The following is a 24,078-nucleotide window of genomic DNA, read 5'->3' on the forward strand; positions in this document are numbered from 1 at the left end:
GAGTACATCTTCTCTATTACTTATAAAGTTTTTGCAGAGCATCTTCCATTTTAGGGCGTATTGTTACCTCTGGACGAGCTTTTTTGACAGCTGCCTCTGCTGCCTCTAATGATTCAGCCATTCCCAACTCCATTAATATAGCGGTAGCTGCAACGCCTGCACGTCCCCCACCACTTCCACAGTGAACATATACTTTCTGCCCTGTCTCATAGGCCATAGCAACTTCTTGCGCAACTCGTTGGATGGATGATGCTACCTCACTATCTTCATCTGCTATAGGCATATGTTTATAAGAATAAGGAACTGTCTCCTGGTCTTGAGGGGATAGCCCTTGAACACGAACATCTATCACAACATCAACGGATTCTTGTGTAAATGCAGCCTCTGCATCTTTTGCACCGCCAAAGAACAGTTGATCCTTTACTAAAACATCGTAGTCTTTCCCCATATTCTCCACGCCTCACATGTTTATTTTAGTAAATGCTTAATATCCTCATAATATGGTAGTGCCGTTAAAGCACCTGCTTTTGTTGCGGCAAAAGCGCCTAATTTGTTGCCAAAGCTTGTACAACGCACTAGTTCTTCTTTTGTTGTAGGTAAACCATTGTAATGGACATCACGTAGGACACCTGCCATAAATGCATCTCCCGCACCTGTAGTATCCACAGGCACTACTTTCTCAGTCGGTACATGGATAACCTCACCATTAAGAACGGCATAAGTACCATTCTCTCCTACGGTGATTAAAATAATAGGCACCAAATAGCTATTTAATTGCTCGATCCCTTCTTCTAAGCTACTTGTCTCTGTCAGGAAGAATAACTCATCATCCGTCACCTTTAAAATATCGACATCCTCGAAAAATGATGTAATCGTTTCTCGACAAATTTCTTCACTGCTCCAACGTAATGGGCGAATATTTGCATCCATTGCAATAATTGCCCCCTTGTCCTTAGCCATTTCTACTGCTGCTCGTGTTGTAGCAAGGGCTGTTGGATGGAACATCGTGCCTGAACACACCGTTAAAGCAGATGCATGCTTAAAGGCTGCTTCATTTAGCTGTGATGGTTCAACTTGTAAATCGGGTGTTTCATCAACGTAATCCTTAAAAATTCGTTCACATGCTTCTGTTAGATGCACATATACACCACTCACACGTTTTGCTGGATCAAATACGGCATAATCCAGTTTTACACCCTCTTGGGCAAGCCCATCTCGTACAAATTGCGAGCCCTCGTCATCCCCTGTAATTGTAATCAACGCTGAAGGCGCACCAATGCGGCTAATACCCGCTGCAACATTGACCGTTGCGCCACCCATATATTTAGTAAAAGATGTGTTTGTTACATCATCAGCAATATAGTCAATAAAAGCATCTCCATAGACTAATATAAAATCCTTCTCTTGCTTTGTCATGATAGTCCTCCTGAAAGTCTAGTCATTATAGATTAACACGAAAATTGTCATTCTATAAAGGTTTTTACTTTTGGCATTTATTCATAAGGGGATGGATAGCTTGAGTCATCCCCTATCTTTGTTATACTTGCCTATAGAAAGGTAGGGATTATCAAAATGAGTATTACAATTCGACAAGCGCAACCACAGGATGCCCATGCCGTTGTGCCTCTAATTATCGATGCCATTGGCGATATTGCTAATCGCTTAACTGGCGAGCATTCAGCGGAGGCTGTTATGCAAGAACTGACTGTTCTTTTTCAACGAGAAGACAATCGACATTCTTATTTAAATACTTTTGTCGCTACTGAAAATGAACAGATTTTAGGAATTCTCGTTTATTATCACGGCGCACAAGCCGTTCACATGGATGCTAACCTTGTTAAATGGCTTGATGCAAAAAATGCACCATCCGTTGTTATTGATCGAGAAGCACATGAAGATGAGGCTTACATTGATACAGTTTGCGTTGCACCAGCTGCACGTGGTAAAGGAATCGGAACATTGCTTTTACAATTTGCTGAAGAGCTGACAAAGCAGCGTGGCTATACAAAATTATCATTAAATGTCGAAACCCAAAAAGAAGATGCTCGCCGTCTTTATGAAAGACTAGGCTTTGTTATTACAGAGCCTTGGTCAATAATTGATGAGCCTTTTTACCATATGGTTAAACAGTTTTAGGAAGTGAAGTGAATAACTAATATATGAAAAACAATTTGCTTTACCCTCTTTTGATTGTCATTGCATCTAGTAGTTACGGGATCTTGTCGACTATTGTGAAAGTAGCTATGCAGCATGGCTTTACATCAGCGGAGGCTGTATCAAGCCAGTATATTATTGGCTTTATACTCGTAATATCGATCTTTATTTTTACAGACAGAAAATTACCAAGACCGTCCAAGAAGGGCTTACTTATTTTAATATGTGCGGGAATTTTTACTGGGACGACAGGTATCGTGTACGGAGAATCTTTGAAGTATCTTCCTGCTTCTCTTGCAGTTGTCATGTTATTCCAATTTACATGGATTGGTTTACTAATTGATTGTGCCCTCCATAAAAGATTACCAAGTAGGCCTGAAGTAATTTCAATCGTCATCTTATTTATAGGAACGATTCTAGCTGCTGGTGTATTAAATGTAGATTTAAGTGACATCCCTATTCAAGGGTGGCTATTTGGTTTTACAGCAGCCGTTACTTTTGCATGTTTTATTCAATTTAATTCTCGACCTGTAGAGGGTGTTACTACCACATCAAGGGTATTAATCGTTTCCTCTGTAGCCCTTATTATGATCAGTATTTTCCTAAGCCCTGAGGTTATTTGGAACGGCAAACTATTCCTGCAAGGCCTGTGGAAATATGGACTAGCACTAGGTCTCTTCGGTATCATTTTACCGATTTATCTATTTTCGATTGCTATTCCTAAAATCGGTGGTGCGCTTGCTTCTATTTTAAGCGCCATCGAATTACCAGTGGCCGTTACTGTTTCTGTTATTGTATTGCATGAACCTTTAACTTTCGTACAAATTATCGGGATTGTTCTGGTGATTGCTGGCATGATGCTGCCAACCATTGTTGCACAGCGTCAACAAAAAGATAGCCTATCAGAAGCACATTCATAAAACGACAAAAACTCCTTAAAAATGGAAGGATTCCTTTTTAAGGAGTTTTTTTGAACTTTATTAAAATGCCATTGCTTACCAGTATGCACTTCGTTATGATGAATGCAAATGTAATTTTTTAATAATTCTAACATTAATATTCCCCTTCGGTATTATACTGCAATATGCAAGTAACTTACTTTAAGAAAGGGGAAGTTGATGAAAAAAGCCTATATTCTTGGTTTTTTCCTTATGTTAATGCTTTTTGTTTTAACTGCTTGTAACGGCAAAGATCAGCAAAAATCCACAAATGATGCAGCAAATAACGACGAGGCATCTGATGGTAAAAAAACAGAAGTAGTAGCATCGTCGCCTTCAGGCAAGCTAGTAATTTACACTGGGCGTGACGAAGAAATGGTGCAAAATGTGATCGATCAGTTTAATGAAAAATATCCAGACATTGAAGTAGAATTTCTAACGATGGGTGCTCAACAAATTTTAGAACGTCTTCGTGGAGAGAAAGCCAATCCTCAAGCAGATTTTTGGTGGGGCGGAACGCAATCAGCTCTCATTGTTGGTGCAAATGAAGACTTATTACATGCTTGGCAGCCGAGCTTTATTGACTCAATTGATGGCGCACACAAAGATTTAGAAGGACGATGGTTCGGCGAGATGCTGTTACCAGAAGTAATTATGATTAATAGTGATTTACTAACAAAAGAAACTGGTCCACAGGACTGGGATGACTTATTAGATCCTAAATGGAAGGATCAAATTTTAATCAGAGGTGTACTTGCGTCAGGCACAATGCGTACGATTTATTCTTCGATGATTGTACGACAAGGTGCCGATTCACCTGATAAAGGCTATGAATGGTTACTACAATTAGATGCCAATACAAAGGAGTACACACAAGACCCAAATGCTTTGTATTTAAAGCTAACACGTCAAGAAGGCAGTGTCTCTCTATGGAATCTGCAAGATATTTTGTTAAAAAAATATACGACAGATTATCCCTTTGATTATATTTATCCAAAAAGTGGAGCCCCTATTTTAGTAGATGGTGTAGCAGTTGTAAACAATGCGAAAAATCTAGAAAATGCGAAACTATTTGTAGAGTTTTTATTTGAAAAAGAGATGGTAACACAATTAGCTAATGATTATTATCAAATTCCTACACGTTCTGATATCGATAAAGCCTCCATGCCAGAATGGTATCAAGAATTAGATTTAAAGACTTTCGATATTGATTGGCAGCTAATGTCTGACAAAGAAGCTGAATGGATGGAATACTGGGATAACAATATTAAAGGGCGAGGTAAATAGTAGAACGGGTAAAAATTCGGCTTATGTAGCGAATTTTTACCTTCCTGTATCATCTAGATTCTTTGTTGGAGAGGAGTTTATGATTGAGAAGTGTCAGAATCGAAAATGTCTCGAAGCAATTTGGTCAAGTGTATGGCGTGAAAGATTTAAATCTTGAAATAAAAGCTGGTGAATTTTTTACCTTTCTCGGTCCTAGCGGCTGTGGCAAAACAACCACTTTAAGGATGCTTGCAGGCTTTTATTACCCTACTAAAGGCAAAATTCTTTTCGATGATCGAGATGTCACTCGACTTCAGCCCAATAAGCGTAATATCGGCATGGTATTTCAAAACTATGCCCTTTTCCCCCATATGACGGTTGATGAGAATATTGCATTTGGTTTACAGGTTCGAAAATTTTCAAAGGCTGAGATTCAACACAGGGTTGATCGAATTAGAGGACAAGTGCATCTTGCTGCTTACGGCAACAGAAAAATAAATGAGCTATCTGGTGGGCAGCAGCAGCGGGTTGCTTTAGCTAGAGCACTCGTGATAGAGCCAGATATTTTACTGCTAGATGAACCTCTTTCGAATCTAGATGCAAAATTGCGTGAGGAAACACGTATTGAAATCAAACGCATCCAATCTGAGCTGGGAGTCACAACCATTTACGTTACACATGATCAAATGGAGGCCATGTCCATGTCTGATCGAATTATGGTCATGGAGGATGGAAATATTAAACAAGTTGGGACTCCTCAAGAAATTTATCATCAGCCCAAAGATCGTTTTGTGGCAAATTTTATTGGTGAAACTAATTTAATTGAAGGTTCAATCCAAGCTATTAAAGGGGAAAATGTACAAGTACGAACAGTAAATGGACATATTTTAACTGGGCGAAAGCAACAAAGCTCTCCCTCTTTAACGCATATGATTGGAGACAAAGTATTTATTTCTATTCGTCCAGAATCGATTCAACTTGGTACTGGGGAAAACACATTATCAGGAAAAATTACATTTGTTGAGTTTACAGGTATTAGCGTTAATTACATTGTAGATTTTACAGCGTTCTCACTTAAAGTAATGCTTATTAATTCTTATGACCAAATCAAAAAGATCGGTGAAGATATTACAATCCATATGGCACAAGATTCACTGTATTTTTTAGGGGAATAGGAGGAAGCCAATATGGAGAAACAGTCTGTAAGTGCGTGGACGCGAATATTTCATGCCAATTGGTTTGTCTATGTTTTAATTTCGCCATTATTTTTAGTGTTGTTCGCCTATGTGGTTTATCCCTTCTATCAAACCTTCATCCAAAGCTTTGCAGGTGATGAAGCATTCTTTCATTATAAGAAATTTTTTGATATCGCTAGTCCAGCAAATTTAGAAGCTTTGTGGACCAGTATTTATATTTCATTTGTCAGTGTTATTTGCTGTGCACTTGTCGGGGTAACAATGGCCTTTTTACTAGAACGCTATAATTTCCCTGGGAGACGCATATTGTCTGTTTTAGTTTTGGTTCCAATGGCACTTCCTCCTTTAGTGGGTGTGCTGTCCTTTTCATTTTTATATGGAGATAGCGGGATTTTCCCACGAATTTTTCAGCATCTATTTGGGTTGGATCACGTGCCTTTTGCCTTGAAGGGAATATGGGGAGTCATCGTCGTTCATACATTCACAATGTATACGTACTTCTATTTAACAGCCTCTGCTGCAATTAAGGGCCTTGATCCTGCTCTTGAAGAGGCAGCTACTAGTCTGGGGGCGGGGCGTATTCGCGTATGGACAAAGGTTATTTTACCAATGCTCACACCTTCTATTGTTGCCTCATCCTTATTGGTGTTTATGATTTCTATGGCTTCTTATACTGCACCTTTGATGTTTGGTGTGGAGCGCACTATGACGATGCAAATTTATTTATCACGGACAAATGGGAATCTTGAGATGGCTGCAACACAGTCGATGATATTATCCTTTGTATCTATCACTTTTTTAATCATTATGCGTTGGTATCAAAATCGCCGAAATTATCAAAACCTGAGTAAGGGCATTAGCGTTCATCGTTCAGAGGTATCCTCAAAAAAAGTAAAGATTCTAGCAACAATTGCCTCTTTTGCTGGCACATTAATATTGATACTGCCTATTTTAGTGTTGATATTGATCTCCTTTTCTGTGGATGGCGCTTGGAAAACGCAAATTCTCCCGACCGACTATACAATCGATCATTATATTGCCCTTTTTACGGATGAACGCACATGGCGACCAATTTGGAACTCCATTCAAATGGGTGTCATTGCAACACTGGGTAATATCATCTTTGGTGTCGCGGCTGCTTATGCTATGGTGCGCTTAAATTTTAAAGGGAAAACCTTGCTCGACATTTTGATAATGGTACCCTGGGCTTTGCCAGGAACAGTTGTTGCTGTTAATTTAATTGCTGCCTTTAGTACAGAAAGTATCTTTAGTTTTAATCAAGTATTGATCGGAACATTTTGGATTTTGCCATTAGCCTACTTTATTCGACATTTACCACTTGTTTTTCGATCAACATCCGCCTCTCTTGTACAGCTAGATCAATCGATTGAAGAGGCATCACGTGGCTTAGGGGCCAATTGGTGGTATACATTTAGACGTATTGTCGTGCCTTTAACATTCACCGGGATTTTAGCAGGGACACTCTTAGCCCTCGTGCAAAGCTTTGGTGAATTTGTTGCATCCATTCTAATTTACAGTACATCCACTATTCCATTGTCTGTAGCGATATTCCAAAAATTATATGCATTTAAATTTGGGACCGCCTGTGCTTATGGTGTCTTACAAATTTGTTTAATTTTAGTTGTCCTTATTATTTCTGAAAAACTATCAAAAGGCAGTGCTGGTACAGCCATCTAGCTGCCAATCTATTAGGGGGCCATGACAATGTTTGAAGATTTTCGCAACAAAACACAGCAGGAAGATGGGATGATATTCCCATCTAACATCTATCGAAAAATCGTTTTACAGCCAGCTTATGATGAGGCGAAGAAAAATTTTTTAACAATCATGCTACAAATCAATATTGCTCATTTAAAAATGTTAGAAGAACAAGGACTTGTAAAAAAAGATGAAGCAAAGCAAATTGGGATCGCTCTAAAAAAAATAGACTTAAATTATTATCGTTTAGAGGATTACAGTCCCCAATATGAGGATTTATTTTTCCGCATTGAAAATAAATTAATAGAGCTTGCTGGTGATATTGCTGGAAATCTTCACATTGGCAGAAGCCGAAATGATATGGGTATCGCCATTTATCGAATGACATTAAGAAAAAAACTATTATTATTAATGCGCGAATTACTTACATTACGCGATGATTTAATCGCTGCTGCAGAGGAACATATCGATACCATTATGATTGGCTACACACATACACAGCAGGCACAACCTACAACCTTCGCCCATTATTTAAAGGCTGTCATCGACCAACTAGAGCGTGATTTTGAACGCATGAAACATGTCTATAAAACAGTCAATCGTAGCAGTATGGGAGCCGCCGCCTTAACAACGACAGGCTTTAATATTAGTAGAGAGCGTATGCGTGACCTACTAGCCTTTGATGATATTATCGAAAATGCATGGGATGCAGTTGCAGGCGCAGATTATATAGCTGAGGCTGCAAGTATTGTACAGCTTGCTGCACTCAATCTTGGCCGAACTTCTCAAGACTTTTTATTATGGGCTACTCAGGAGTTTAATGCGTTTACACTCGCAAGTCCATATGTGCAAATAAGCTCTATTATGCCTCAAAAGCGTAATCCTGTTTCTATAGAACATACACGCTCATTACTATCTGCGGTTGTAGGAGATGCAAGTACAGTATTACAGATGGTACATAATACACCGTTTGGAGATATCGTAGACACCGAGGATGATATGCAGCCTTATTTATGGCGTGCCATTGACCGCTTAATTGGCATTTATAAGTTGTTTGGTTCGCTTGTTGTCACAATGGATGTCAATAAGAAGAAGTTGAAAAATCGCGCTGAAAATAGCTTTGCAAATGTCACTGAGCTCGCTGATACATTAGTCCGTTCAGAGGGTATTTCATTCCGTCAAGCACATAGTATTGTTAGTAAATGTATTAAAGTTCTGCTTGCTCACGGAGAAGAATCATTAGCTAGTCTTACATGGGGACTTGCAAATACACAATCGAAATTGATCACGGGTAAGGAATTAATTATTTCGGAAGAGGATTTCTATAAGACATTAAAACCAGAATCTTTTGTTGGTGTGCGAACATTACTAGGTGGTCCCGCTCCAGCCACTATGAAAGCTGCTCTTGAACGCTCCAAACTGAATGCACATGATTTTTATGAGTGGATTCGCTTAAAGGAAAGTTCCATTATGGAAGCAGAAAAAGAACTAGCCGCCTTTCTAGAGGAATGGAATCAATGAAGCAATGGTTATTAATTATTGATGGTGGGGCGACAAAAACAGCATGTGCAGTTGTTCATGCTGAATCTGGTGACGTTGAATATTCTACATCCGCTAAAGGCTCTAATTATCAAGCCATTGGTGTTGAATCAGCTACAGCAATATTACAAGAGCTTTTAGCAAATGTTGAAACATTTTTGCAAAAGTATCCTAATTCTCAAATTGCTGTAGCTACCTTTGCATTAGCTGGAATTGATTCGCCGAAGGATCATACAGCAGTAGTGGCCATTGTTCAAAACGCTCTTCAGACCACACAGCTACAAGTCGATACATTGATTATTGAAAATGATGCAGAGGCCACACTCTTAGGTGTGACTGCTGGACAGGCAGGTGCTCTGCTCATTGCTGGAACAGGAGCTATTGCCTATGCCTATGATGGACAACAAATTGTACGTGCAGGGGGCTGGGGACATCGGGCTGGCGATGAGGGAAGTGGATATTGGTTAGGGCAGGAGGTAGTAAGAGCTATATTTAAAATGGAGGATGGTCGTGGTAAACCAACAATCTTAAAGGAAGCTGTCTATCAATCTTTAGGTATACAGGATGTTACAGAGCTCGCCGAATGGCTATTCCACCCTTCCTATACAAATGCACAACTGGCCAAGATGGGCTCCATTGTGGCAAAGGCAGTCGAGCAAGAAGATGCTTGCGCCATCGAAATATCTCAACAAGCTGCACATGAACTAGTCCTTCTAGCAAGCGCTGTATTGAAAAAAATTGACTATCAGAATGGACCATTTACTTTTTATTGTAATGGTGGTGCCATCAAGCATAATCCACTCATTTTAAAGATTTTTACAGAGCAAATTACCTTCATGTATCCTCAAGTGGACATTTTACTTTGTCAGCATCAGCCTATTACTTATCTAATTGAACGTACAAAAAGGGCATATGACTGTTTATAAGTCATAGCCCTTTTCTTGTTTTAAAGTGCCATTCTCTTCAATTCATTTGTCGTAAAATAGAGATAGCCATCCTTTATAAATAAATCCTTCGTATCCTCCCTATTTAGTACCTCTTCGCCACTACCATCTGGGCGAATTTTTGTTAAATACGCCCCTCGGGAATAATTACTAAAGTAGAGCCAGCCATCCGAATACACGATATATTGTGCACGGGAATTTGTGACACGCTTCGTCTTACTAGTTTTCATATCTAGTACATATAACTTATTGTCATCTGCAATATTACTATAAAACAATTGATCACCAACTTGTGCTGGGAAGTCAATATCATGATAATAACTATACATTGTGCTTGTTGCCTTAGGATAGTCTTCAGCAATCCACGTGTGATCCTTCGCCATTGTACGATCATCTACTAAAAAGTATTGGTAGCGTATTGCGCCCTTACGATCGGGTACCGGATCATTCCATGTCGTATCAAGATGATACCACTGTCCATCAAGTTTGACGAGATTCCACGCATGTCCCTCTTGACCTACATAACCCACGATATATTTTGTTTCAATACCCAATTTTTGAAGCATGGAGTGAGCAAGTAAAGCATAGCCCTGGCATACTCCTCCATGCTCAGCAAGAACAGTATAGGCGCTGTGTGGGCTAGAATTCGTTTGATCTGTATAGGAAGTATTGGCAACAATATAGTCATTGACAGCTCGTACCTTTTCTACATCCGTCATAGATTTTTTACTGATCTTAGCGATAATTTCTTGAACATTCATCTCTACATATGCAGCCTGCTCTGGCGTCATTAAATAGCTCTGTTCTCCATAAATAGTTGCTTTATTTCGCCCATATTCATATCGAATTGAATGCTTACTTACATGGCCGTAAACATAGTCATCTCGTTTGATAGCATTGTTATAGGCCTCTTCTACAATTTGTTCAATTCGCTGTGTATTCCCTTTATATTGAATTTCAAACTTTGGTGAAAAGCTATTATAATACGCATACATCGCATCAGCCATTTCCTTGGCATTTGTCACGACTAACTTTGTTTCAGGTTTCTGAATGGGTGGAGCTGCAGGGGCTACCTCCGCTTCATGTATATCTTCAATAGGCAGGGCTGTTTCAATTGATGCATTATCTGAAAGTCTTGCCGTAACATCTACGATTTTCTCCTTTGTTGAAAGTAGCATAGTTTCTATTTCATCATTATTTGTCCAATCGATCACCTGCTGAACAGCAGCCTTACCAGCCGTATAAATGGGATCAATAAAAATAATAATAATGGCAATTATAGCTAATTTCTTCCACAAACTCCTCACCTCCAACCGTCTTCTTTACATTATATACAAAAAAAGCACAAAGAACTCATTTAAGGGTCCATTTGCGCTTGTTAATATTTGTTTGTTGATTTCCGAAAGTCTTTAATTACTCTACTTTATATTTTTGTTACGAATTCATAGCTTTTATCTACTTTTCACAACTAAATTAACTGCTTCCTGAATGGCTTCATTCATTTTTTCGCCATCCCCTTCAGCATTCTGAACACATTCCAATAGGTTTGTACTAACAATAACCCCAACTGTACGGTCTACAGCAGAGCGTACTGCTGATAATTGTGTAATGACTGCCTTACAGTCTTTTTCCTCCTCCATCATTTTCAAAATGCCACGTAGCTGTCCTTCCATCCGTTTCACACGATTTTTTACTTGATCTGAATATTCCATAACCATTGCTCCTTTTCTTATACTCGCTACGCTCTAATGAGTGATCGTTATTCTTTATCCTAGCTCGTTATTTTAAATTTAAACCTAGCCATTACTATTCCTTGGCTTTAAATAATTCATGAGCATTCTCGTAATAATGGTACCAGCGTTTGTTATTTCATCGTATTGGATTATTGAATTCTTCTTTATACGTAATTGTCCAATTTCTACCTCGAAAATTGGACACTTTCTTTTAAGTGCAGCAATTAACATATTTGTATCATAATCATAACGTTCACCTTTTACTTTTATTAGCCAAGGCAACTCATTTATCGAAATATAGCGCAAACCTGTTTGTGTATCCATTAATTTCTTGTGATACAGTAACTCAAAAAATAAGCTTGTTGCACGATTTCCCCAGTAAGAAAGAAATGTACTATCAGCTGAATGAAAGTTACGTACACCTAGCACAATCCCTTCAGAAAACACCTTTGTCATTGTTAAAACAAGCTTAACATCTTGTAAAGTATGTTGCCCATGTGCCCCAACTGTAAGGATACCATGGCACCTGGCTTGTTGTTCTCTTATATATGCAAAGGCGGTCTTAAGTGCGCCACCCTTCCCAATATTGCAATCATGCTGTAGTACTTGGCAGCGGTCAATTTTATTTAAGTTTTCAAAAATATCCTTATATTTTTGATCACTCCCATCATTGACAATGATGATTTGTGTAATAGTCGTTGCTAATAATTGATGTACATAGGTAATGAGTGATTGTTGTGGATTATATGCTGGTATAATAGCTGCAATATTTTTCATTTCGATCCCCCAACTAAAGGCTGACAGGTCCTCCGTAGCTACGAATCTCCCTTATATCAAATAGTATCATGTAACAGCAACAATTCAACTGATGAATCCCATTAAAACATATCAATAATATCGATTTTTCTCCGATATATGAACAAAGTGATTTTAGGAGAAGTATTTTAGCGGATTTGTAAGATTTGGTGCCATTTTATCTAGGTTAGAAGCATAGAGTCATTGGAAATGAAGCGAAGACATATTAAGAAGTGGGGGCTATTGTCATGCATAACATAATTATTGAAGACCAATGTCAGAACTTAATGTAGCAGTCCCTTACAAAATTAACTTAAAATTTACAGGATGCTAGTTTACTTGCTACTTTAATCTCAGTAGCATCTTTACAAAAGGCACTTTTTGTTTTAAAGGAAATTCTATATGAGACCTATCAGCTAGAAATGCATTCTGAGCAAAAAAGTACTTCTGTTTACACGTCATCCAGTCATGCATTTGTTATAACATTTGTTTTTTCGTTCACTACGCAACTGTTTACGCATAGCAATATCATCCGGACTCTTTTTTGTTGTTTCAGTTTTAGTACCATCAATCAAAATGGCCCCTTGGTCGATTTTGTTTTCTTTTATAAGTTGGTCATGGAAGTGCAGTAAACACTGGCGAATGAGATCTTTCTTACAGGATAAACCCGGAAACTCTGGTATGTAAGTAATTAGTGAAAGGTGGACAAGAATATTTCTCACCCACCTAGCATTTATTGTTGAATTAAGATCTTAGATAGTTCTTCCCTATTGAAACCAATAATTGTCGAAACAGTCTCTCCAGCTTCTTTCACAATCGTTAAAGGTACACCTAAACCACCTAATTCTTCGAATTCTTGAAAGTATTGTTCGTTAGTATTAACCTCCCTTTCCTCAAAAACAATCCCTTTCTCTTTTAAGAATTCCTTTTGTTTAGTACAAAATCCACAACCGTTACTAGAATATACTATTACTTCCATAAAAAATCCCCCTTATCTTGTTATAAGTAATAAAGAAACCCAGCAATACGAAATAACAACCATTTTATAAAATTTATTTTCCAAAGTTAAAAGACCAAAGACCCATAAAAAATACTCCCCTTAGATAAACAGATTTTATTTTTTAATCTGTCTACCTAATAGGGAGCATATCAGTCCGAACTCAGGTCTAAAAAGTTGTTTAACTAAATATGTCTAACTTTTCTGGGTCAGACCAACCTCATAAAGGTGTTTATAAAATGAAAGCCTCAGTTTAAGCTTAATAGTTACAAAAGGTGGCACTCGGATTTGAACCGAGGATAAAGGTTTTGCAGACCTTGGCCTTACCGCTTGGCTATGCCACCATGTAGGATATATTAATTAAAGAAGAAATACTACTTAAAATAACAACCTTTCAAAAATAAAACGATCAAAAAGATTTAATCACATCTTTTTGACCGTTTCGTAATCAATTGGATTTTTTTAAATTTTGTTTGTCACTAAAGCGTTGCTTCATATCCCAAAACCCAGGAACAGAATTGACATCATATTTTCTTATAGTATTAATGAGCTTAATAAGTAAATCCTGACGTAAATCTTCTCTATGATGTGGAGACGTTTGATAAAGACAATGTTTCAATTTAGGTTCAAAATAATTTAATATAGTTAATAAAGCTTTATCATCATGTTTTGATCTTTCTACAAGGGCAATTAATTCTTGTGACATTTATTTTCAGTCCCTTCTTAAATCCTTTATAACTTCTGATAATTGGTTAATACTTAGTTCAAGATTTTCTATTTTCTTTTCGAATCTAATAAACAGATATATTGTTATTGCAATAGGAAATCCAAAATTTCCGATGATCGTAAGCCATTCTGATGGTTCTATTATCATCAATAAGTCACCCCCTTTATTTATCCTTAACCTCCATTATTCTTTCGTTTTTCAATGTAAGTTAGCATATTTCCTAAAGCTTTCTTATGAGTTTTAGAGACCGCTTGCTGCGTTTTATTTAATATCAGTCCAATTTCTGTATCACTTAATCCTTCTGCATACGCTAAATTAATAATTTCCTTTTGCTTTTTGGTAAGTGAATTTAATGCATCATACAATACTGGACAGCTTATATGTTCATCGAGGTCATCGTTTATAACAACCTCCTCTAAAGGGTCGTATCCAGCTTGTTCGTCGGCTATTAAATCGAGAAATGTTTCTTGGTCTTCACTAAAATTAATTGGGGCATCTAAAGTAGTAGAAAATCTTGATTGTATAAGCCTCGTTCGTTTGTCGTAATTAATAGAATTAAATTTAAGTGTTGTAGATATATGGGAAATAAAGCGAATTTTAAAATAAAAATGTTTAAATAATATATCTAACTCTTTCATATTTTCGGGAGTAGGGTTTAATATTGTTTTCAAATACATTTCTTTGTTAATTGGTGTTTCGAGAAAAGAAATCACCAAATCATTTTTTAGTAACTCTGGATTTTCCGTTTCAAATTTTCTGATTTTTTCTTCATTCCATTCGTTTTCCAACAATTAAAGCACCCCTTTCTCGGAACATATGTTCTATTTTTTACTTCAAACAGATCATATGTTCCCTTTTATATTTAAAAAAAAAGAGTTTACATTCTTTTTTGAAAAAAGTTTTTGTAAATAAACCCATTTTTTACATCCCATAGTTATATTAACATTATAACTTTATCATTTAAATGATTTACATAAATTTTTAATATGACTCGCGGTATAAGCGGATTCCTGAATCAAAGATATTAAAAATTTCCGTTCATTCTCTGTCGAATTTTCGTTCAAGGATTGTGTAAATAATGCTTGTGATTTTCGAGCTTCACAGAAACATTTAAGTAGCAATGATAGATCTAATGGGGTTTCAGATGGTTCATTAGAACCACCTTCTATGCTAATGTCTTTTGATAGATTAAGAATAGAGATCGTTTCACCATAATCGCCTATTTGTACTTTGGTGGTGTGTTGCATTAAATACATAAACAATTCTGCTTCTGTAAGCTTTGATTTCTTCAAGTTTTTATATTTATTAATCAATAAAGCTAATGCCCCTGTTACATGTGGAGCCGCCATAGAAGTACCTGATAAATCTGCATAATCTTTATTTAAATAGGTTGATCTAATATCTACCCCTGGTGCATAAATATCTACCTCTTTATTAGTATTAGTAAAATTAGCAATTTTATTATTTTTATCCGTTGCACCAACTGCTATTACTTCCTCATACCCAGCTGGATATGAATATTCGTCAGTGGATAAATCACCATCACCTTCATTGCCAGATGCTACTACAACTGCAATATCGTTTGATACAGCTTGTTTTATGACATTATGAAGGTTTTCTTTAGAAGACGATAGGCCTAACGATAAAGATAGAACGTTTACTTTTTCATTATTTGGGCCTGTCCAATTTATAGCATAATCAATGGCTTTAACCAATGAAGCTAACGTACCGCTTCCTTTATAATCTAATACTTTCAAAATAAGTAGACTAGCTTCAGGCGCTACTCCTACGATTCCTATACCGTTAATTGAAGCTGCTATTGTTCCAGCTACATGCGTTCCATGACCATTAAAATCTTCAAAAATAGAAGAGTCACCATTAGATTCTTTTGTAAAATTATACCCACCAATAATGCGATCCTTTAAGTCTATATGATGATAGTTACAACCAGTATCTAATATAGCAACAACTACATCTTTACCTTTATATCCTTGATCCCAAAAGTGCTTTGCTCCAATAAGAGAGATATTATTTGTTACTTTCTCTTTTAGTTTCTCTTCATCAAAAGAGTTTGAACCTAATATTAGTTTAACTTGAGTATCACTCACTCTCTAACACCTCCACTAATATTCATAAGATATATAGAAAAAGCAATTTCAAATATCACAACCTTTTCTAAAAAAATGAAAGCGTCAAATAGCGCCCCTGTTTTTAGGGGGCGCTATTATTATGTTATCTATAGATTTTTGAGAATATGGGAGCTACTTGGCACACCTTCTAACCAAGGCTGGATCTTCCTATAATTATAAAATAGGAATAATCTTTTGCAGACAGAGTTGGAATCTAAATAATGGCATAAGGTAGTACACTTTTATTTAACCGGACATTCTTTTGGTCGTGCTGCATCAGGAACGCACATACGACAAGACCACGCAGCGTTAAATACATGAATTGCACAACCTACACATACAAGACAAGTAACGACACCTGCACAAGTACAACAAGCGGAGATACAAGTACCAAACAGAAGTAAACACGAAGACCAGTTACTACAACCTAATTCTTGTTGCATACAGTCAGCCCATTTTAAAGAACAACTATCTCCTGAGGCAAAGATTGTAATTATTTCTCCCTCTTCATTGATTGCAGTCATATCATTCCCAATGATTACAATGGGATTAGAGTTAATTTCATCAAAGACTAAATAACCGACAGCATTATCATCTTTGTAGATAGGAAGAGTATACATATTCGTTGCTTCAACAAAAGTTTCGATTGCATTTTCAAAAACTGCTTTTTGTGTTTGAATAACTACCTCATCACTGTCAATAAGCGTATATCCTTCTGCAACTACATGTTTTGCAAGTCGATCAAGTTTTTCATTAGCTTTAGCAAGATTGCGAAGTGGAATTAAAAGTTCCGGGTTTTTTGTTGGAGTAGTTACATTAAGCATATAAATGTCGTTTAACTCTGTATATTGGACCTGACCATTTAAACCCTCATATGTTTTTGTGGGAACAGTAAATTGTTTACCAATCGTGTTATCTAACTTTCGAATTTCGCCACGATTCATTAAAGAAAAATCGACTTGATTCCCATGTAATTTTGAGAAATCAACAGCAAGATTTAATTTACTAGTTACTCGGTCCTTAATCTTTTCCACTACTGCTTGTTGTTCTTGATTATTTAATGATAATGCGTTAATAATTGTCATAAAAAAATTCCCCCTAAAATGGTATTTTTGTACGTACACCATATTAAGAAGAATTAAAATGAAAAATAACAACCTTTTGTTTGTTACTTTATAAATTGTTGAACTATTTGAGAAATCATAAATACTAATAAGCTAAAAATAATGGCTGCAACAATCGTTTCAAATGAATCAAACATAAAGAAACCTTGACTAATTCCCAAAGCTCCAATTATTAAAAAAACAATTATAAATACATAGGATATTGCCAACGACAATTTAATCTTTCCAAAAATTCGTTGATCGGCTACTACATAACTGCTATTCCATCCATCTTTCTTTTTGTCAATTAAGAATCGAATGATTTGATAGCCTACAGACAAACTTGCAATTAACCATATAATCCAAATATTATCTTCCCTACCATACGCGGAATAACTCATATACCCCAATGATAAGAATAAATATAAGTAAAAAATTAAGATCATCCATTTCTTTGACCGCATATATATTTACCCCCTTAAATCCTTTATTCAACTTTATCATCAAAAAAGAATAGTTTTTCAATTGGCTCCTTCAAAACCGAAGAAATCATTAATACCACACCAATTGAAGGCTCATATTTTTGCTTCTCAATCGCAATAACGGTTTGTCTATGTACACCTATTTTTTCAGCAAATTCTTCTTGTGTTAGATTAAGTAATCGTCGAAAATGGCGCACATTGTTATTTACTTTGCTTTTTTTCAATTCACCCACCTCTAAATGTAGAGTATCATATACAAAATGTATTGTAAACTAGACATATTAGAATAGCGCGAAAATGGTACTTAAGTTATATTTTATCGTTATAAAGAGTAAAACCAAAAAACCCCAGCTTGTTATCGGGTTTGGTACACAAGAGTACCAAGAGGCTTCAAAATGGCTGAAAAATCTCTAGAAGTTATTCAATAAACATGAAAACCTACCGCTCCACAAATCGTGACACGGTAGGTTTCATTATTTTTTCATATCCACTTTTTGATTAATCATAAATGTTACAACAATAAATAAAGCAAAGCTAATTAATAGCGTAGTTCCTCCTACAATAAAGAAGACTAATGTAAAAGTACTACCGAAATTAAATGGATTTATATTGTAAAACCACATGCCTAATGTTAAGCCCAGAACACCCACAATAGCTGTCCAACCATGAATGGTTACTAATTTTTGTGATTTCACTTTGAAGGCTCGATAAAAAATACCCCAGGCAAACATACTAAGCCAGCCAACAAGTAAAATATGTGCATGTATCGGTCTATATTCATAACTACCTGATCCCGACATATGTGATCCTAAATATGTGCCAATTAAGGCAAAAATTGCCGCTAATCGAATAAGGCGTATGCTCCACTTTTGTTCCATACGATAACTCCCCCTATGTTTGTTTCAACTAAGTAGCAGTTTATCGCGTGAACATGAACTTTACATGAACTCCTTATGACAAAATTGGTAGATGGATATAAACCTTTGTGCCTGCATGCACTTTACTTTCCATCTGTATGGTCCCTCCATGTAGCTCAACAATTTGTTTGACAATCGCTAAGCCTAGCCCCGTCCCTTGCTTGGTTCTAGACGCATCGGCGCGATAAAAACGGTCATATACTTTTGCTAATTGATCCTCAGTCATTCCTATTCCACTGTCCTCAACAAGAATTTCAATTGAGGCAGATTTTCTTTGTACATGTAGACGTATTTGCCCACCCTCTACATTATATTTAATGGCATTTGTCAGTAAATTATCCCATACATTTTGTAAAAGCCCTGCATCGCCATCAAAAATAATTTGCTCTAGCTTATATGATACTTGAAGCTGTGACTCTTCCATTTGCCAACGATACTTTCGTACGGTTTCCTTTAGCTGTTCATCTAACCGATAAGACTCACGTTTTACGATTCTTGTCGATTGATCAAGCGATGTTAATAATAATAATTGCTTGGTCAATGTAGATAGGCGTTTTGTTTCTAGCTCAATGATTGCTGCATATTCCTGTCTTTCCTGCTCAGTAAGGGAAGGATTTTTCAGTAAATCAACATACCCTTGAATATTTAATAAAGGTGATTGGAAGTCATGTGATACATTACTGATAAATTCCTTCCTTGTACGATCATTTTCCTGTAGTCTCTCAGTCATCCTATTAAAGCTTGCCGCTAATTGACCAATTTCATCTGCACGATCAATATCTAGAACTGTATCAAATTTTTCATGTGCTAGCTGTTGAGTGGCTGCTGTTAGCTTTGTAATGGGGCGAATTAATGCTTTAGCAAATAATAGCATGGCAAGTAGGCTCAGTACCGTCATAACCAACATTAATCCTGCAAGTATTGTATGCACCTCAGAAAACAATAAACGAATATCAGGTCTTATGAATAAAGCATAGGGCTTGTTTTCATAGGTAAATGGCACACCAATTGTATTATTTAGTTCATTAGCAAAAAAGCCTGTTACAAAGGTTTCTTTAGGGAAATCTCGCATACCATGATAGGTTTCTCCGTTTAAAACATGCTCAATAACAGATGCTGACAATGTTTTATCACGATATGGGCCACCAAAAAAATGCCCCTCCTCACCAGTTGTTACATAAATTTGATAGCCAATCTCGCCCAATGTTGTCAAATAGCTATTTAAATCTTCTGGTTTGTCTGTCTCAATATAATGCACAATATCCTGTGCTATGCTAACGTTTTTCGTATCATTTTTTTCTTTTACAACTTGATGGTAATAGGTATTTGTTACTAAAAAGCCCAAACATAAGCTTCCAATCATTACTAGCATTGTTGTTACAACAAATTTACTATATAACGTTTTCATGTTGTTTCCTCTAGCTTATAGCCAACACCTCTTACTGTTGTAATTTCAACAGCCGTGTCATATCGATTTAATCTTTCACGAATCCGCTTCACATGCGTATTTAACGTTTGCTCATCTCCATCATAGTCATAGCCCCATACTTGTTCCATAATATAGCTACGAGTAAACACTTGATGGGGTCGTGATGCTAACAAAGCCAGTAATTCAAATTCCTTTAAAGGTAATATAAGTGTATTTCCCTCTATTACAACCTCAAAGCTTCGACGATCAATTACTAGTTTGCCTACTTGAATGGTTACTTGATTTTTTTTATCCAATCTCCTCAAAATCGCGGCTATACGAAATAATAACTCCTTTGGTTCAAAGGGCTTTACAACATAATCGTCAGATCCTGCTAAAAAGCCACGTTCTTTATCCTCTAGCTCCCCTTTTGCTGTTAATAATAAAACAGGAATATCATAATCTTGGGTTAAAGACTCTGTTAGTGTAAAACCATCCATTCCTGGCATCATTACATCGACCACAGCTAAATCAGGCAGACTCCCTTCAAGTAAGGCTAGTGCCTGCTGTGCATTTTCAGCAAGTAACACTTGATAACCTTCCCTTGTAAGATAAATATTTACTAGTTGTAAAATATGAACATCATCATCAACAACAAGGATCTTCATCTGCCCACCTCCAGTTAATAAGAAAAAATCCGATCACATAGAACGAATTTTTTCATCACAAATTACTATTATTTTATAACGAAAATATAGAAATCAACAGCAATAAGAGAAAAGGTAAACCAATAACAATATAGCCTCTAGGATTGGCAAGGTTCATAGTCCATCCTACCCCAAAGCGTTTCTCCACAAAAATGGAAGGGTCTTGTCGATTCATATAAATTAAGCCACCCTTCCAATAGCGATCCTCATCCACGTCCATTACCTGTGAATCTATATTTGCTTCATAGCGTACTTTGTGTTTATGTTTTTTCAAAACATATATAAGTAATGAGCCCAGCAAAACAACTAAGAACAAAATAAATACTGGTAATAGCTTATAGCCTACTGTCATAGAAGGATAGATATTGCTTAATTGCAAAATTGTTAATAAAGCTGTTAATGCATAACTTATCATTAATATTTGCCAACTCATGTATTTTCGCGTTTTGAGCTGATCCTCCAACGATTCCTCTTTGTGATTTACAGCTAATTTAATTGCAGAACGTTTAATGGAGTCGGTAATTCCCCACATCATACATTGCATCATTAGCATTATCAATGGCAGTGAAATAGCCGTAAAATAGGTCTTATCTCTCCAGTCATCTGCTTCTCCACTCGGCCCCCAATGTACTGCTATATCATTTGGCATTTGATCGTAATGTAGTACTGTGTAAATGATCAAAAATACTGATATTCCTAACGGTACAGCAAAAAAAGACCAAGGAAGCATTTCATCGCGGCTTCGTGCAGTTAAATCTACTGCCCGTACTTGTTTAATATTTGCGCCCCACTGCTCTTGTTTTTTCAAAGTAGATACCTTTTGATGATTTATCCAATACAGCACCATACTTACTGTAAGCATACTAAACAAACAACTTAATAATACAATACTTTGCATGGATTCAGAAGGCGCTAATTGATTGTAACTAATAATCATGATGATTAGAAATACTATCCCTGTGCCTCCTACGAATTGAACATACTGTTTTTTCAATTGAGCTAGGATGGGATGTTTAATCTTTTGTTCAGGCACAGTGACTCCAAAAACGATTGTCTCTCGTACAATATAAGGAACCACTATTTGCAAAGCTAATGTCATGATGTAAATGGTTGTAAAAACACCAAGTAGCATTTTGCTACACTCCCTCTGCTGGAATTTGCAAATCAGCGAATACTTTTTTCATCATGTGCTCAATTTGTTCAGCTGTTGCGCCGAGCACCATTCCTTCTGCCACAACAGGTTTCAAATTCTTTTCGATTTGTCGTAGTTGCTCAGGTGTTAAAGCTCTCTCCTCTGTAGAACATATAATAGCTCCAGATTTTGGTCGAATGGTAATAATCCCTTTTGCCTCTAATTCATGATAGCTCTTATTAACAGTATGCATATTAACACCTAGATCAGCAGCTAAACTTCGCACAGACGGTAAAGTATCACCTGGTTTCATTTCTCCTCTAGCAATTCCTTCAATAATTTGACGTGTCACCTGCTCATAAATAGGTACGTCTGATTGAAATTCTATTTGAATAAGCATGTTTATCAGCTCCATATTTGTTATACAACTAATATAACAAATTTCTCTCCACCTTGCATGAGATACAAATTTTTAAATGGGAGAATTTTTAATGGTTTCAATAAATCTTTGCACAAGTAAATTCTGCTTCTCATTATTCCTCGTACAAATCGCAATTTTATGTTTAATGGCATGTATATCCTTGACATAAACCCTCGCCAATTGCCCACTCTCTACATACTCTCTAACCGCAAGAGAAGAAATAAAATTTGCACCATAGCCTGCCATGACTGAGCGAATGGTTTCATGAATGCCATTAAATTGGAGTGCGATTTTTGGTGGTCTCACTTGGTATGTTTGACATAATGAGAAAAGATGCTCCCTCATCGAACTCCCTACTTCCCTCATAATAAAAGGCTCCTGAAACATTTCGACTAATGTAATAGATTGATGTGCATAACGATGATTTGGCGATACTACAAACCATAATTCATCCTCATATAATTCCTCCCACTCTATTTCCTTAGGTCTTTCAGACATTCCCCCACCATAAATAGCCATATCCGCTTTATAGTTTATTAACTGTTCAAAGGCATCCTTTGTATTGGTCGTTGTAATCATTAAATTCGCCTGTTCATTTGCAGCCTTGAAAGTAGCTGCCCATTTAGGAATTAAAAAATTAGCAGGTAAGTAGGTTGCAACAATGTGTAAATTTCCTGCTCTTGCAAGTCGATAATCTTCTATAAATGTTTCAATATGTTGTTCAAGAGCAATAAGATTTTGAGCTTTTTCTGCTAGTGCCACACCGAATTCAGTAAGTACTACACCACGTCCCTGTTGTTGAAATAGCTGGACGCCAATTTCATGCTCAAAACGTTTGATTTGACTTGAAACGGCAGGTTGACTGATACATAGCTTTTCTGCAGCTTTTGTAAAACTACCTGTAGCCGCAACTTGATAAAACAATTTTAAGCCATGACTATTCATGATTTAACCTCAATTCATAATCTTTAGTTATGTATAAATAATAATAATATATTTTTATTATGATTCATTCTATCATACACTTTATTGGCAAGCTTGCACTTTAAAAAATAGTGAAATGAGGCTGTATAATGACAGAATTAAATGTTTGGCATAATGTAGATGATTATTTCATGACTAAGCTCCTACCAGAAAACGAACACCTTAATAGTGTACTACAGGCTAATAAAGCTGCAGGTATTCCAGAAATTGATGTATCTCCTACTCAAGGGAAACTATTATATTTACTCGCTAAAATGAAAAGTGCGGTAAATATTTTAGAGATCGGTACACTTGGAGGCTATAGCAGTATTTGCTTAGCCCAAGCTCTTCCTCAAGCAGGAAAGGTAGTGACTTTAGAAATTAATGAAGATTACGCCAAAATCGCCAAGCAAAATATAGAGAATGCAGGCTATGAACAAATGATTGAGGTAATTGTAGGAAATGCCCTAGATACATTGCCAAACTTAAAAAAAGCTGGACTATTATTCGACTTTATCTTTATTGATGCTGATAAACCTAATAACCCTGCTTACTTAGAGTGGGCGTTAAAATTAGCACAGGCTGGGGCTGTTATCATCGCTGATAATGTTGTGCGTAACGGTGCGGTAACTGATGAAAATAGTGAGGATGAACGCGTTAGAGGCGTACAGGAATTTGTGGATTTACTAAAAGCAGACCCTAGAATTGAAGCAACAGCTATACAAACAGTTGGTGTGAAAGGGTATGATGGCTTTGTACTAGCCATAGTAAATTAGAATAGAAAAGCCGCGTAACTTTTAAAACAGTT

Annotated in this window: 26 protein-coding genes, 1 tRNA gene and 1 pseudogene; 8 read left to right on the plus strand and 20 right to left on the minus strand. The window is 36.6% G+C overall.

Features of this window, described 5'->3' with window-relative positions; genetic code table 11:
- Nucleotides 1–16: 16 nt before the first annotated feature.
- Together V1L66_RS22170 and V1L66_RS22175 are read right to left on the minus strand one after the other, a co-directional pair.
- Nucleotides 17–448 (minus strand): dual specificity protein phosphatase family protein, encoded by a 432-nt coding sequence (locus V1L66_RS22170; RefSeq protein ID WP_333006316.1) that lies wholly within the window; start codon nt 446–448, stop codon nt 17–19.
- A 20-nt stretch (nt 449–468) separates the two neighbouring features.
- Nucleotides 469–1,416, minus strand: coding sequence for a carbohydrate kinase (locus tag V1L66_RS22175; protein ID WP_016992406.1), 948 nt, complete (start codon nt 1,414–1,416; stop codon nt 469–471).
- 156 nt (nt 1,417–1,572) lie between these two features.
- Between V1L66_RS22175 and V1L66_RS22180 the strand changes: the two genes are divergently transcribed.
- The 7 genes from V1L66_RS22180 (at nt 1,573) to V1L66_RS22210 (ending at nt 9,738) form a co-directional block, all read left to right on the plus strand.
- The gene (locus V1L66_RS22180; RefSeq protein WP_036075326.1) at nt 1,573–2,136 is read left to right on the plus strand and encodes a GNAT family N-acetyltransferase; all 564 of its coding nucleotides are present in this window, start codon (nt 1,573–1,575) and stop codon (nt 2,134–2,136) included.
- A 23-nt stretch (nt 2,137–2,159) separates the two neighbouring features.
- Complete coding sequence (locus V1L66_RS22185) at nt 2,160–3,074, plus strand: DMT family transporter (RefSeq protein ID WP_016992408.1); 915 nt, start codon at nt 2,160–2,162, stop codon at nt 3,072–3,074.
- 198 nt (nt 3,075–3,272) lie between these two features.
- Nucleotides 3,273–4,379, plus strand: coding sequence for an extracellular solute-binding protein (locus V1L66_RS22190; RefSeq protein WP_036075329.1), 1,107 nt, complete (start codon nt 3,273–3,275; stop codon nt 4,377–4,379).
- 83 nt (nt 4,380–4,462) lie between these two features.
- A complete protein-coding gene (locus V1L66_RS22195; protein ID WP_036075331.1) occupies nt 4,463–5,533 on the plus strand; it encodes an ABC transporter ATP-binding protein in 1,071 nt (356 codons plus the stop codon).
- 12 nt (nt 5,534–5,545) lie between these two features.
- Nucleotides 5,546–7,252 carry an iron ABC transporter permease gene (locus V1L66_RS22200; RefSeq protein WP_036075333.1) on the plus strand — a complete coding sequence of 569 codons (1,707 nt, stop codon included), beginning with the start codon at nt 5,546–5,548 and terminating at the stop codon, nt 7,250–7,252.
- A 27-nt stretch (nt 7,253–7,279) separates the two neighbouring features.
- Entirely contained in the window at nt 7,280–8,794 is a 1,515-nt protein-coding gene (argH, locus tag V1L66_RS22205; protein ID WP_333006315.1) for an argininosuccinate lyase, read from the plus strand.
- A complete protein-coding gene (locus tag V1L66_RS22210; protein WP_333006314.1) occupies nt 8,791–9,738 on the plus strand; it encodes a BadF/BadG/BcrA/BcrD ATPase family protein in 948 nt (315 codons plus the stop codon). Before argH ends, V1L66_RS22210 begins: the two co-directional genes overlap by 4 nt.
- A 20-nt stretch (nt 9,739–9,758) precedes the next feature.
- Here V1L66_RS22210 and V1L66_RS22215 read toward each other — a convergent pair whose 3' ends face one another.
- The 18 genes and pseudogenes from V1L66_RS22215 to V1L66_RS22300 form a co-directional block, all read right to left on the minus strand.
- Nucleotides 9,759–11,054: a transglutaminase domain-containing protein gene (locus V1L66_RS22215; protein ID WP_409072240.1), complete on the minus strand. Its 1,296-nt coding sequence runs from the start codon at nt 11,052–11,054 to the stop codon at nt 9,759–9,761.
- A gap of 153 nt (nt 11,055–11,207) precedes the next feature.
- Nucleotides 11,208–11,468, minus strand: coding sequence for a metal-sensitive transcriptional regulator (locus tag V1L66_RS22220; RefSeq protein ID WP_004233098.1), 261 nt, complete (start codon nt 11,466–11,468; stop codon nt 11,208–11,210).
- An 84-nt stretch (nt 11,469–11,552) separates the two neighbouring features.
- A complete protein-coding gene (locus V1L66_RS22225) occupies nt 11,553–12,266 on the minus strand; it encodes a glycosyltransferase family 2 protein (RefSeq protein ID WP_333006312.1) in 714 nt (237 codons plus the stop codon).
- A 751-nt stretch (nt 12,267–13,017) separates the two neighbouring features.
- Complete coding sequence (locus V1L66_RS22230) at nt 13,018–13,263, minus strand: glutaredoxin family protein (RefSeq protein WP_016992415.1); 246 nt, start codon at nt 13,261–13,263, stop codon at nt 13,018–13,020.
- A 291-nt stretch (nt 13,264–13,554) separates the two neighbouring features.
- Nucleotides 13,555–13,625, minus strand: a tRNA-Cys gene (locus V1L66_RS22235).
- A gap of 104 nt (nt 13,626–13,729) precedes the next feature.
- Nucleotides 13,730–13,987 carry a helix-turn-helix domain-containing protein gene (locus V1L66_RS22240; protein ID WP_016992416.1) on the minus strand — a complete coding sequence of 86 codons (258 nt, stop codon included), beginning with the start codon at nt 13,985–13,987 and terminating at the stop codon, nt 13,730–13,732.
- A 6-nt stretch (nt 13,988–13,993) separates the two neighbouring features.
- Nucleotides 13,994–14,155 (minus strand): YvrJ family protein, encoded by a 162-nt coding sequence (locus V1L66_RS22245; RefSeq protein WP_016992417.1) that lies wholly within the window; start codon nt 14,153–14,155, stop codon nt 13,994–13,996.
- A 26-nt stretch (nt 14,156–14,181) separates the two neighbouring features.
- Nucleotides 14,182–14,796 (minus strand): sigma-70 family RNA polymerase sigma factor, encoded by a 615-nt coding sequence (locus tag V1L66_RS22250; protein WP_128568246.1) that lies wholly within the window; start codon nt 14,794–14,796, stop codon nt 14,182–14,184.
- A gap of 387 nt (nt 14,797–15,183) precedes the next feature.
- Nucleotides 15,184–16,116, minus strand: a pseudogene (locus V1L66_RS22255) (S8 family peptidase); the annotation flags it as partial.
- A 263-nt stretch (nt 16,117–16,379) separates the two neighbouring features.
- Complete coding sequence (locus tag V1L66_RS22260; RefSeq protein WP_312124568.1) at nt 16,380–17,222, minus strand: hypothetical protein; 843 nt, start codon at nt 17,220–17,222, stop codon at nt 16,380–16,382.
- A gap of 83 nt (nt 17,223–17,305) precedes the next feature.
- Nucleotides 17,306–17,704: a hypothetical protein gene (locus tag V1L66_RS22265; protein ID WP_312124567.1), complete on the minus strand. Its 399-nt coding sequence runs from the start codon at nt 17,702–17,704 to the stop codon at nt 17,306–17,308.
- Nucleotides 17,705–17,727: 23 nt separating this feature from the next.
- Entirely contained in the window at nt 17,728–17,946 is a 219-nt protein-coding gene (locus tag V1L66_RS22270) for a helix-turn-helix transcriptional regulator (RefSeq protein ID WP_409072241.1), read from the minus strand.
- Between the two features lie 249 nt (nt 17,947–18,195).
- The gene (locus tag V1L66_RS22275) at nt 18,196–18,600 is read right to left on the minus strand and encodes a hypothetical protein (protein ID WP_016992424.1); all 405 of its coding nucleotides are present in this window, start codon (nt 18,598–18,600) and stop codon (nt 18,196–18,198) included.
- Nucleotides 18,601–18,673: 73 nt separating this feature from the next.
- Entirely contained in the window at nt 18,674–20,047 is a 1,374-nt protein-coding gene (locus tag V1L66_RS22280) for a HAMP domain-containing sensor histidine kinase (RefSeq protein ID WP_333006309.1), read from the minus strand.
- A complete protein-coding gene (locus V1L66_RS22285; RefSeq protein ID WP_036075344.1) occupies nt 20,044–20,715 on the minus strand; it encodes a response regulator transcription factor in 672 nt (223 codons plus the stop codon). Before V1L66_RS22285 ends, V1L66_RS22280 begins: the two co-directional genes overlap by 4 nt.
- A 73-nt stretch (nt 20,716–20,788) precedes the next feature.
- Nucleotides 20,789–21,886, minus strand: a complete 1,098-nt coding sequence (locus V1L66_RS22290) for a DUF5808 domain-containing protein (RefSeq protein ID WP_333006308.1) — start codon at nt 21,884–21,886, stop codon at nt 20,789–20,791.
- 4 nt (nt 21,887–21,890) lie between these two features.
- Nucleotides 21,891–22,286, minus strand: a complete 396-nt coding sequence (locus V1L66_RS22295) for a GntR family transcriptional regulator (RefSeq protein WP_036075346.1) — start codon at nt 22,284–22,286, stop codon at nt 21,891–21,893.
- A gap of 72 nt (nt 22,287–22,358) precedes the next feature.
- Nucleotides 22,359–23,252: a LysR family transcriptional regulator gene (locus V1L66_RS22300; RefSeq protein ID WP_016992427.1), complete on the minus strand. Its 894-nt coding sequence runs from the start codon at nt 23,250–23,252 to the stop codon at nt 22,359–22,361.
- A 128-nt stretch (nt 23,253–23,380) separates the two neighbouring features.
- Here V1L66_RS22300 and V1L66_RS22305 point away from each other — a divergent pair, with 128 nt between their 5' ends.
- A complete protein-coding gene (locus V1L66_RS22305) occupies nt 23,381–24,046 on the plus strand; it encodes an O-methyltransferase (RefSeq protein WP_333006307.1) in 666 nt (221 codons plus the stop codon).
- The last annotated feature ends 32 nt before the right edge of the window (nt 24,047–24,078 follow it).

Origin of the sequence: Lysinibacillus sp. IITD104 (assembly GCF_036698265.2) — a bacterium.
GTDB lineage: Bacteria > Bacillota > Bacilli > Bacillales_A > Planococcaceae > Lysinibacillus > Lysinibacillus boronitolerans.

Coding starts and splice junctions, on each gene's coding strand:
- V1L66_RS22170 (WP_333006316.1), bottom strand. CDS start 448: ATGGGGAAAGACTACGATGTTTTAGTAAAGGATCAACTGTTCTTTGGC.
- V1L66_RS22175 (WP_016992406.1), bottom strand. CDS start 1,416: ATGACAAAGCAAGAGAAGGATTTTATATTAGTCTATGGAGATGCTTTT.
- V1L66_RS22180 (WP_036075326.1), top strand. CDS start 1,573: ATGAGTATTACAATTCGACAAGCGCAACCACAGGATGCCCATGCCGTT.
- V1L66_RS22185 (WP_016992408.1), top strand. CDS start 2,160: ATGAAAAACAATTTGCTTTACCCTCTTTTGATTGTCATTGCATCTAGT.
- V1L66_RS22190 (WP_036075329.1), top strand. CDS start 3,273: ATGAAAAAAGCCTATATTCTTGGTTTTTTCCTTATGTTAATGCTTTTT.
- V1L66_RS22200 (WP_036075333.1), top strand. CDS start 5,546: ATGGAGAAACAGTCTGTAAGTGCGTGGACGCGAATATTTCATGCCAAT.
- argH (WP_333006315.1), top strand. CDS start 7,280: ATGTTTGAAGATTTTCGCAACAAAACACAGCAGGAAGATGGGATGATA.
- V1L66_RS22210 (WP_333006314.1), top strand. CDS start 8,791: ATGAAGCAATGGTTATTAATTATTGATGGTGGGGCGACAAAAACAGCA.
- V1L66_RS22220 (WP_004233098.1), bottom strand. CDS start 11,468: ATGGAATATTCAGATCAAGTAAAAAATCGTGTGAAACGGATGGAAGGA.
- V1L66_RS22225 (WP_333006312.1), bottom strand. CDS start 12,266: ATGAAAAATATTGCAGCTATTATACCAGCATATAATCCACAACAATCA.
- V1L66_RS22230 (WP_016992415.1), bottom strand. CDS start 13,263: ATGGAAGTAATAGTATATTCTAGTAACGGTTGTGGATTTTGTACTAAA.
- V1L66_RS22240 (WP_016992416.1), bottom strand. CDS start 13,987: ATGTCACAAGAATTAATTGCCCTTGTAGAAAGATCAAAACATGATGAT.
- V1L66_RS22245 (WP_016992417.1), bottom strand. CDS start 14,155: ATGATAATAGAACCATCAGAATGGCTTACGATCATCGGAAATTTTGGA.
- V1L66_RS22260 (WP_312124568.1), bottom strand. CDS start 17,222: ATGACAATTATTAACGCATTATCATTAAATAATCAAGAACAACAAGCA.
- V1L66_RS22265 (WP_312124567.1), bottom strand. CDS start 17,704: ATGCGGTCAAAGAAATGGATGATCTTAATTTTTTACTTATATTTATTC.
- V1L66_RS22275 (WP_016992424.1), bottom strand. CDS start 18,600: ATGGAACAAAAGTGGAGCATACGCCTTATTCGATTAGCGGCAATTTTT.
- V1L66_RS22280 (WP_333006309.1), bottom strand. CDS start 20,047: ATGAAAACGTTATATAGTAAATTTGTTGTAACAACAATGCTAGTAATG.
- V1L66_RS22285 (WP_036075344.1), bottom strand. CDS start 20,715: ATGAAGATCCTTGTTGTTGATGATGATGTTCATATTTTACAACTAGTA.
- V1L66_RS22290 (WP_333006308.1), bottom strand. CDS start 21,886: ATGCTACTTGGTGTTTTTACAACCATTTACATCATGACATTAGCTTTG.
- V1L66_RS22295 (WP_036075346.1), bottom strand. CDS start 22,286: ATGCTTATTCAAATAGAATTTCAATCAGACGTACCTATTTATGAGCAG.
- V1L66_RS22300 (WP_016992427.1), bottom strand. CDS start 23,252: ATGAATAGTCATGGCTTAAAATTGTTTTATCAAGTTGCGGCTACAGGT.
- V1L66_RS22305 (WP_333006307.1), top strand. CDS start 23,381: ATGACAGAATTAAATGTTTGGCATAATGTAGATGATTATTTCATGACT.